The organism is Dissulfurispira sp., from assembly GCF_036745535.1.
Classification (GTDB): Bacteria; Nitrospirota; Thermodesulfovibrionia; order Thermodesulfovibrionales; family Dissulfurispiraceae; genus Dissulfurispira.
This window is the reverse complement of sequence record NZ_DAIOFX010000071.1, coordinates 1-8,231: the sequence shown is the minus strand read 5'-3', so window position 1 is coordinate 8,231 and position 8,231 is coordinate 1. Positions and strand designations below refer to the sequence as shown.

Below are 8,231 nucleotides of genomic sequence, written 5' to 3'. Positions count from 1 at the left end.
GAACCGCTCGCGGCAGCTATCGGCTCCGGAGTTGATATGCTGTCACCATATGCTCATATGATCCTCGATAATCGGCGAAGGAGTCACCGACTGCGCAATTATTAAAGAAGGCGCTATCATAGCAAGCCGGGCAGTTCGAGTCGGTTGTTGTGAGCTACGGGAAGCAGTAAAGAAAGGGGTCATGGAGAAATGGAGTATCTCTGTCACACAGGATGCGGCAGAGTACGGCATGCGAAACTTCGATATTTCATATCCGTATCGTGATAAAGAATACGAGCAAGATAACCCGATTACGGAGTGGCTTCCCGCAACACAGCTATACTATTCTATAGAACCTGTTATCAAAACCATGCTAAGTGGGGTTACCACGCTTTTACAAGAGATGCAGAACGAACTGTACTGCGATATTATCGATAGCGGTATTATAATCTCGGGTGGAGGTGCGCTGTTGCCAGGTATGCGTGAGAGGGTCTCAGCAGAAACCGAATTGAAAGTATGTCTTGCTCCTGACCCGCTCAATGCCGTAGTGATCGGCGCCCGATCTATACTTCCGTTTGCCTCGATGTTGGATCTTTGAGGGGGATATTTTTATGTGCTCATTCTTTTTATTTCTGGGGAATCATTCCCTATTTCTTAAAGAGGAACGAGACAATTCATGGAATACAAGAAACTTGTTTCGCTCCGCCTGTGATTTCAGGTGGTGTATAATAATACTAAAAGCATAACAGGGAGGGAGCATGGTACATAAGCTTACCGCAATCATTGAAAGAGAGGGAGATGGTTACGTGTCTCTGTGTCCTGAACTCGACATCGCCAGCCAAGGCGATACCATCGAGCAGGCACGCAATAATCTTAAAGAGGCGTTGGAATTATTTTTTGAAACAGCCTCGCCGGAAGAAATAAAGCAGCGGCTCCATGAGGATATTTTCGTGACTCAGGTCGAGGTCGCTGTTAGGTAAGCTTCGCGTTCTTTCTGGAAAGGAAGTATGCGTAATCCTGGCACAACATGGCTTCATTGAAGTAAGAAAGCGCGGAAGCCACATAGTAATGCAGAAAAAACTGTCTGAAGGGACTATTACTGTTCCAGTCCCTAATCACGGTGAAATTAGAATTGGCACTCTGCTTTCTATCATTAGACAATCCGGCATTCCCCGCACAGAATTTGAAACATGAGAAAGCCTTCTTTCACCTCCTCCTGAATCCCCATGCAATGAGTCCAATAAAAACCAGAAATCCCATGAGAAATAGATACGGTATCGGCGCAGATGATGCACCAGTAGCTGCACTCACATCCTGCATTTCATAGCCTTCCACCCTTTTGCCGCTTCCATCAGGAGCTAATTGCTTATTACCTGTCTTGCTTTCTGTTCTTTGACTCTTAACTCCTGACTCTGGGCTCTTGACTGTTTGTAATGCCTTCATGAACCCCTGTACCTGATTTTTTAATCCAGGCACAGACATCAAAACAGATGATGTAAATTTTGTTAGTAATGGGTTATTGCATGTGTGGTCGCAGCATGCAAGACCTACCTCTTTAACACTTTCTGCATATTCCTTTGCAAGGGTCTCGATGACCTTCTTATCAGGCTTCCAGTAATCCTTTCTCACGGTCTCAAGCATCCTCGCTACAATGGATTGATATGCCCACATGTTCTTTGACTGCCTGAACATCTCTTTAATGTTCAATCCGTTCCTGTCCAGAACATATGTCTCATACATCTCGTTCCACTTTGCCGCATCCACTGCCTCAGGCACTGTCACCTGCCATCCCCAGAGATGCTCTACAACCTTATCAACAAACCGAGCACCTGCATAGCCTTCCTTCATCATTGCCTTTATCCATTCAGGATTGAGATACCTTGCCCTCATCTCCCTGCCCATGAATTTCTCAAGGGTCTCCTGCTTCGGCATCTTCGGATTGGACATATTAGTAACATACACCTCAGGTGTCTTCCCATCCAGAGCGCGGATTGCCATTGCAGTGCCGCCGAGGTACTGGAAGAAGTCATCATTGTCAAGGGTTGCATAAACATTTCCAGAACGGCTGTGAATTGCTATTTTTGTGCCAGAAAGGGCATTCTTAAAAAGAGTTAGACTTATGTCTTCCTGCAGCACTGTAGCACTGTCGCTCTGTTGCTCTATTTTTTCTCCCCAGAACCCCTGCCCGTAAAGATGGCTCATCCTCATGAAGAAGACATCCGCAACCTGTTTTTCATTCTCCCATGTGTTTGAGAGAGGAATTACCTTATCAAGATTTGTCCCGTAAGCGCCTGAAGGCACGGTGAATAAACTTACAGATGCGAGTCTCTCCGCTTTATCTTCCGCAATGCCTTTCTCCACGAGCATCTTCTTTGTCTTCAGCACATTGGCACGGAGGATGTTATCTTCCTCTTTTTGCTCCTTTGCTAAACTTACAGCCTTATCAAGTAATGCCATGAGATTAGAAAACAGATCCCTGTAAAGACCCGATGGGACGATGGTTACATCTATCCGCGCTCTTCCGAGCTCATTTCTTGATATTGCCTCAACGCCGATAACCCTTCCCCTTTCATCCCATTTCGGCTTTATACCCATGAGATACATAATCTGGGAATCCATCACGCCCTCATGCCTTATGGTCTCAACACCCCAGAGATTAAATGTGAGTTTATCAGGATATGTTCCGTGCCTCTGTTTATAGCCTTCAATAAGCTCTTTTGCTAACTTAACACCCATTTCATATGTGGATTTTGATGGGATTCTCGTGGGATCAAAGGAATAGAAGTTCTTGCCTGTAGGGAGTGAGTCCGGATTTCTTATCGGGTCATTGCCCTGCCCGGCGGGCACATACCTGCCGTTAAGCGCAGCAACAAAGGAATCAAGCTCCCTTTGTCCAGACTGTATTATCCTTTGTTCATAATCAGCAATCCTCTTTGCCCTCTCTTCATCTGACAGCCCTTTTTCAATAGAAAGTATCGCCTCTGCCGTGCTTTTCCTGTATTTTTCTTCAGGAGATTTTCCGAAGGTGTGAAGTCCGAATGGAGTCTGTCTTTCTGAAATCTCTTTTATGTAATGCTCAAGTTCTTCAATCTCATCTTCTGTCTTAATCGCTTTCAGTTTTAAATCGGTCAGGACGCCGATCTTCCTTGCAAGTTTGTTTATCTCTAAAAGTTTTGTCTCTGCCAGCGAAGGACTCTTTTCCTTTGCCACATTGTAGTCGCTGATAAGGGCAGCAAGCTCTTTTAATTCCTTATTCATTCCAGCCTTATCAAATGGTGGCGTCATATGGTCAATGATTACAGCCATGCCTCTCCTCTTTGCCTGAAGCCCCTCTCCGACATCATCAACAATATATGGATATATATTGGGCAAGTCCTGTATCAGCGCCTCTGGAGGGTCTTCATCTGTAAAGCCTACTTCTTTGCCGGAGAGCCATTCATGCGTGCCGTGAGTGCCGATATGCGCAATAGCATCCGCTTGAAACCCTTTTTTAAGCCATAGATAAAAGGCTACATATTGGTGATGCGGGGCAAGGGTGACATCATGATAGAGCTTCTTTGCATCCTGCTCCCATCCCCTTGAGGGCTGGGGAGTAAAAATAATATTTCCATATCGAACAGCAGGTATGATTATATATTTTGTGCCGCTGCCGCCTGTCCATGACATTATCTTATTGTCTTCGGGCCTGCCCCAGTTTTTTATGATCGCCTTTTTTAGTCCTTCCGGCAGTTCTTCAAACCATCCTTTATATGTATCAATCGGAATCAGTATTGGCTTTCCACTCTTTGCAAGCCTGTCGATCTCTCCGGCAGCCCAGTTTCCAATATTCCGTGCATAATTATGAATGTCATTAAAAAGCCTTTCTTTGCTAATCTCCTGACCCTTGACCCCTGATCCTTGACCCTCTATATCGTATCCTTCAGTCTTCAGCCTATTCAGTATCTCATAGAGACTCTCCGGCAGCACATTGAGATACGAAGCCCCTATGTTCTGTTTTCCAGGTGGATAGTTGTAATAGATAATTGCAATCCTCTTGTCTTTATTAGGTTTCTCCTGAAGATTTATCCATGCCTTGACCCTATCTGTGAGCCTCTTTATCCTTTCGGGTATCGGCCTTTCTTCTATGTATTCAATGCCTGTCTCTCTGTCAGCCATCCTTTCTTTTGATGCAATGACAGTGGGCTGAATAATCCCTGCCATTTCAGGGCCGGCTATCTGCCATGACCTCTCAAAGATGTCAAGGCCTGCAGGCGATTTTCTCCATTCATCCTCTGATTGACTGTAAAGGGTGATGGCATTAATAACAGGGACATCGAGTCTGCTTAAAAGAGGTATGGCAATCTTTGGATTTACGCCTATCTTCATGCCAATGCCAATAATAAGCCTGATGCGGCTTTTTCCTTTTTCATCAAAGAAAAACCTTTCTACAGACGCCTCTGACGGATAGCCATACACAGGCAAAACATTAAACCCTTCCTTTTCGAGACTTTCGATAACAGCATCGAGATGTTTTGTTTGCCCTGATTCAACGGTGTTTTTATAAAAGACAACGCCTATCCACGGTCTGCCTTCTCTGTAAGATGTATAGCCCTCTTTATATCTCTCGAAATCCTCAAAAATCCTTTTCGTTCTGTGTTCGTATATGCCCCATTCTGGAGTCCTCACAGCATCGCCGTATGAAACATCAAAAGCAAAATCCTTCTTTAATGCATAGAAGATCATGTTTTTAAAGTTCTCTGTGCCGCCGTGCTGATAATATTCCTTTATTCTTTCATCAACCAGTATTCCCATTTTTTTGTGGTCATCATCGTATGTCCCGCCGACCGCATAAACCTTCCCGCCATTTTTGATGACATCTTCAATCTCCGGTCTGACAGCATCAATAAGCTGTCTTCCCATTATGAGAATTATTACAAGTCTTGATTCCCTGAGATGTGAGAGGTTTTTGCTTCGTATGTCCTTTGACGGATAGACATGAAATGAAATATCCTTGGCTGCCGACTGCTGATTTTTAACTGCCTTAACCGCCTCTATGGCAGTCCTTGAATGTGTGTCTCCGAGGAGAAGACTGATTTTAAAAGGCTCTGCATGAGCAGTTTGGCAAAAGATAAGCAGGATGATACCATTAACTATGGAAAAAAGGTAGGGCAGAAAAGAACTGGCAAGGGTAGCTTTTGATTTAGCAAAATATCTACTAACTTCGATAGCTATAAGTTCCTTTTTTTCGGAGAAGATAAGGCTTGCCAGTGCTATCATAGCCTCCCTCCTTTCGGTCGTTTTACTATATGTGGGTTATGTATTAATGCCGAGCAAAGAAAAGGAGGATTAAAATGGAACTTTATCCAACAGATATCATTGCCATCGTCGCTGCTATAGCAGTAATTGCTTTGGGTGGTTTTGCAATATATTTTAAGATTCAGGACAAAAAGCATAAACCACACTAATTTGTCGTTATTCCGGCACATAAATTACCCTTCCATCTTTCAGTTGATATGCAGTTCCGAGCCTCTGTCCTTCGCCGCTTAATCTTTTATCAGTAACTTTTTTTGCCTTAATCTCTCTGCCTTTTTTTGTAATTACCTCTATCTTTCCATCGGCGGTCTTTTTTGTGATGGTGACCTCTGATTTCGGATCCAATAAATCAAGAATGTTGTATGCCATAAAAAGGGCGATCATCATGCTCACGATAAAAACCACGCTCGCATCAAAAAGATTGGCAACCCCTGCTATTGGGTCTTCAAGGGGCTGCTCATATTTTTCAAACCTTCTCCGTCTTTTCAAAAATCTCATCTTCAACTTCCTCCTCAATATGTCTTCTGTTCTCCATTTCACGGGTTCTGAGCATCAGCTCCGTCATATACTCCATCTCTCTCATATCTGCCCTTACCCATTTTTCCTTCACCATTGACATCAGATATGCAGCCATGCCGCAGGCAAGACCTACAACAGTTGTTGTAAATGCTGTAACCATGCTGCCTGCCATCTTCGGCATGTCTCCCTGTGCAAGGGCAGAAAGTGAAATGCCCATAGGGATTAATGTCCCCATCAAGCCAAGGGCAGGACCAACACGAATGGCAAATCTGATTTTATCAAGAGATTTAATTAGGGCAAGCTCTGTTTCCTGAAGCAGCCTTTCAAGGTTGATATCAAAGGTATCAGGCTGAAGGTTAAGGGCTGAAGGCTGAATATTTGAATTAATTGCCTTTTTATATTTTGCCACTTGATGAGAGACTCCCTGCCTCCTCTCCAGATACTCCCGCAGAAAACCGCCGAAGAAGATAACAATCCAGAATGTAAGCAGCACAAGCCCTGCAACTACGGGATAAAAAAGCGCCGACGATATTACATACAAAAATGTTTCGAGTCCTGCAAAGATATTCATTTTTTGACCTCCGATTTTTTATTTGCAAACCAGCCGATGATAAGAGAGACAAAAAGTATCGCGAACACGCCGATACTGTTATTCATATCAACATTGCTGTTGTCTGTAAGGAATGAGATGTATATGCCTTTTGCCTCTTCTATCTTTGCCGGAAGGTATAGAGACGCAATGAAATAAAGCCCTATCGCTATCATGCTCAAACCGAGCCCAATCCTTTGAGTTATGAGCGATGAATTAAGAGTTATAAGCTTTAAGGAAAAATAAACGGCGAGAACCAGCAAAATAAACGCTATTCCCAGTCCAAGCCCGACTATAACAGACGGCAGTTTAATCACGCTCAAAGCCGACCACGTTGAAAAGGTCATGGCAGTAAGACAGACCGGGCAAGGAACTAACAACAGTAACGAGTGATAAGTAACGAGTGATGAGTTTGAATTTTGAATTCTAAATTTTGAATTTATCTCTTGCTCTGGCGCTCTGCCGCTTTGTCTTCTGAGCAAAATGACTCCCCATGTAATCATCCCTGCTGCCATAGCAGCATGGAGGTAGGGGCCTTTTCTTAAAACAGGCTCAAGTATTTTGATTAAATGTTCCGAGAGTATGGCGATAAGAACAAACAACACAATATACATAGAAAGGGTTAGAAAGATGCCTTTCCATCTTATTCCGTTAAATCCGAGTCCGAAGCCTACCTTAACGGCAAATATGCCGAGGCTGAAAAGCATGCCTCCAATCCACAAGACGATGTTTAAATCCATATTTATCCTCCTCCTATTGCAGTCTAAAACTGACCGGCAATATTGCCTTGCAGTCCACAGGCTTGCCGTTTACTCTTGCAGGCTGAAAAGATGACGCCTTCACAGCATTAATCGCCGCTTCATCAAATCCATGTCCTGCCTTTTCAATAACCTCGGCGCTTAAAAGTTTTCCATGTTTATCAATAAAAAGCCTTAATACCACCTTGCCTTCTTTGCCAAACCTTCTGGCAAGGCGCGGATATTCAGGCATTACCTTTTTTACAAATGACGGGGCATTAGCAGAGCCGAATTCGGTTTCTATAACATCGCCCCCATGACCGGTAACCTTTACAGTTAAATCGCTACCCGATCTTGCATCGGGCAATGATTTTTCAGTCGCTCCCTTATCTGCGCCGGTTAAAATGGAATCTGTGAATTTAGCCATGATGCCATTCGGCTTAATACTTTCTATTGCCTGCGATGTTTCCATCTTATTAGCGCTATCGGTCTTTAGCTCTGTCTTTTCCTCGCGAGGCAGAAAAGAATCTACATCTTCCGATAAGGCAGAGGGTCTGGGCGATATCCTATATGACTCTTTTATTTGAGTTTGGTGTATATATCCCATATCCTGCATCATTAACTCCACACGAAAGATTCTCTCTTTTTCTTTATTTGTGAAGGCAAAAACGCCAATCATCGCCATGTGCATCAGCATTGAAATCAGCAATGGCAATGCCCTTGCCTTCATCTCTAAAACCTTAATGTTATCTCTCCAAACCATGACCTTCCGGGCGCTTTGTAATAGCTGAAGTAATCCCTGTCCAAGATGTTATCTACGGAAAAAGAGAGAGTGGCAAACTTTGTGAGCTTATACGAGACCTTTGCATCTGCAGTAAAATACGGGTCGTAAGAGGTATAGACATTGTTCACAACATCTTTGTTCTCATCGTTTGAGAATCTCTTGCTTACATACCTGCCTGTGAGCGCCGCTGAAAATGCGCCTTTTTCAAATTCAGCGCCGGCATTGAACATCCTCTCAGGAACCTGAGTCAACCTCTTGCCTTCTGTCGCAGGCTTTGCATCGTTTTTCTTTATCTTTGCATTGGTATATGTAAAGTTGGCAAAGAGCCTCA

At 43.7% G+C, this 8,231-nt stretch carries 9 protein-coding genes; 3 read left to right on the top strand and 6 right to left on the bottom strand.

Going from position 1 to position 8,231, the window contains the following annotated elements:
* Window positions 1-67: 67 nt before the first annotated feature.
* The 3 genes from V7L97_RS10135 to V7L97_RS13070 all read left to right on the top strand — a co-directional run bounded on the left by V7L97_RS10135 (window position 68) and on the right by V7L97_RS13070 (window position 1,173).
* Complete coding sequence (locus V7L97_RS10135) at window positions 68-577, top strand: rod shape-determining protein (protein WP_333655621.1); 510 nt, start codon at window positions 68-70, stop codon at window positions 575-577.
* Between the two features lie 160 nt (window positions 578-737).
* Window positions 738-959 carry a type II toxin-antitoxin system HicB family antitoxin gene (locus V7L97_RS10130; protein ID WP_333655619.1) on the top strand — a complete coding sequence of 74 codons (222 nt, stop codon included), beginning with the start codon at window positions 738-740 and terminating at the stop codon, window positions 957-959.
* Complete coding sequence (locus tag V7L97_RS13070) at window positions 949-1,173, top strand: type II toxin-antitoxin system HicA family toxin (protein WP_442891814.1); 225 nt, start codon at window positions 949-951, stop codon at window positions 1,171-1,173. The genes V7L97_RS10130 and V7L97_RS13070 overlap by 11 nt, the downstream gene beginning before the upstream one ends.
* A gap of 12 nt (window positions 1,174-1,185) precedes the next feature.
* On the opposite strand, the gene V7L97_RS10125 is transcribed toward V7L97_RS13070, so the two are convergent.
* From V7L97_RS10125 to V7L97_RS10100, 6 genes are all read right to left on the bottom strand, one after another.
* A complete protein-coding gene (locus V7L97_RS10125) occupies window positions 1,186-5,235 on the bottom strand; it encodes a cobaltochelatase subunit CobN (protein WP_333655617.1) in 4,050 nt (1,349 codons plus the stop codon).
* 195 nt (window positions 5,236-5,430) lie between these two features.
* A complete protein-coding gene (locus tag V7L97_RS10120) occupies window positions 5,431-5,769 on the bottom strand; it encodes a DUF2149 domain-containing protein (RefSeq protein WP_333655616.1) in 339 nt (112 codons plus the stop codon).
* The gene (locus V7L97_RS10115; RefSeq protein WP_333655614.1) at window positions 5,738-6,361 is read right to left on the bottom strand and encodes a MotA/TolQ/ExbB proton channel family protein; all 624 of its coding nucleotides are present in this window, start codon (window positions 6,359-6,361) and stop codon (window positions 5,738-5,740) included. Before V7L97_RS10115 ends, V7L97_RS10120 begins: the two co-directional genes overlap by 32 nt.
* Window positions 6,358-7,119, bottom strand: a complete 762-nt coding sequence (locus V7L97_RS10110) for a DUF2162 domain-containing protein (RefSeq protein WP_333655612.1) — start codon at window positions 7,117-7,119, stop codon at window positions 6,358-6,360. Before V7L97_RS10110 ends, V7L97_RS10115 begins: the two co-directional genes overlap by 4 nt.
* Before the next feature lie 13 nt (window positions 7,120-7,132).
* Window positions 7,133-7,879, bottom strand: coding sequence for an energy transducer TonB (locus V7L97_RS10105; RefSeq protein WP_333655610.1), 747 nt, complete (start codon window positions 7,877-7,879; stop codon window positions 7,133-7,135).
* Window positions 7,849-8,231: TonB-dependent receptor domain-containing protein (locus V7L97_RS10100; protein ID WP_333655607.1), on the bottom strand; the 383-nt coding region annotated here is incomplete at its 5' end. The genes V7L97_RS10100 and V7L97_RS10105, both read right to left, overlap by 31 nt.